The 248-nt window shown below is 56.0% G+C and carries 1 protein-coding gene and 1 pseudogene; one reads left to right on the forward strand and one right to left on the reverse strand.

Annotated elements, in window-relative coordinates:
* A partial coding sequence (locus tag ACLHZ1_RS20900) for an integrase core domain-containing protein (RefSeq protein ID WP_427262147.1) occupies positions 1-126 on the forward strand: 126 nt, incomplete at its 5' end.
* Here the strand turns inward: ACLHZ1_RS20900 and ACLHZ1_RS20905 are convergent.
* Positions 121-248: pseudogene (locus ACLHZ1_RS20905) on the reverse strand (IS4-like element ISAs18 family transposase); the annotation flags it as partial. The gene ACLHZ1_RS20900 and the pseudogene ACLHZ1_RS20905 overlap by 6 nt on opposite strands.

A 248-nucleotide genomic window follows, 5' to 3' on the forward strand; every position in this document is an offset into this window, starting at 1 on the left:
CGGGCAGAACACCTGCAACCGTGGCTGCATGAGTACAACTGGCATCGTCCTCATGCCAGTCTGGGCTACCAGCCCCCCATCAGTCGTCTTCAATCCGTGAACAACCTGGTGGGTTTACACACCTAGCTCTTGCTCCAGGCGTTCGAACAGCTCCATGTAACCAAAGCCGCGGTCAGCTACTACCGTCACGAAGATACCCTCTGGCAACGTCTGCTTGAGCTTGGTGAGCAGCTCTTTCTCATGGGCAT

Source organism: Aeromonas sobria, from assembly GCF_050266975.1.
In the GTDB taxonomy this organism is placed as follows: Bacteria; Pseudomonadota; Gammaproteobacteria; order Enterobacterales; family Aeromonadaceae; genus Aeromonas; species Aeromonas sobria_B.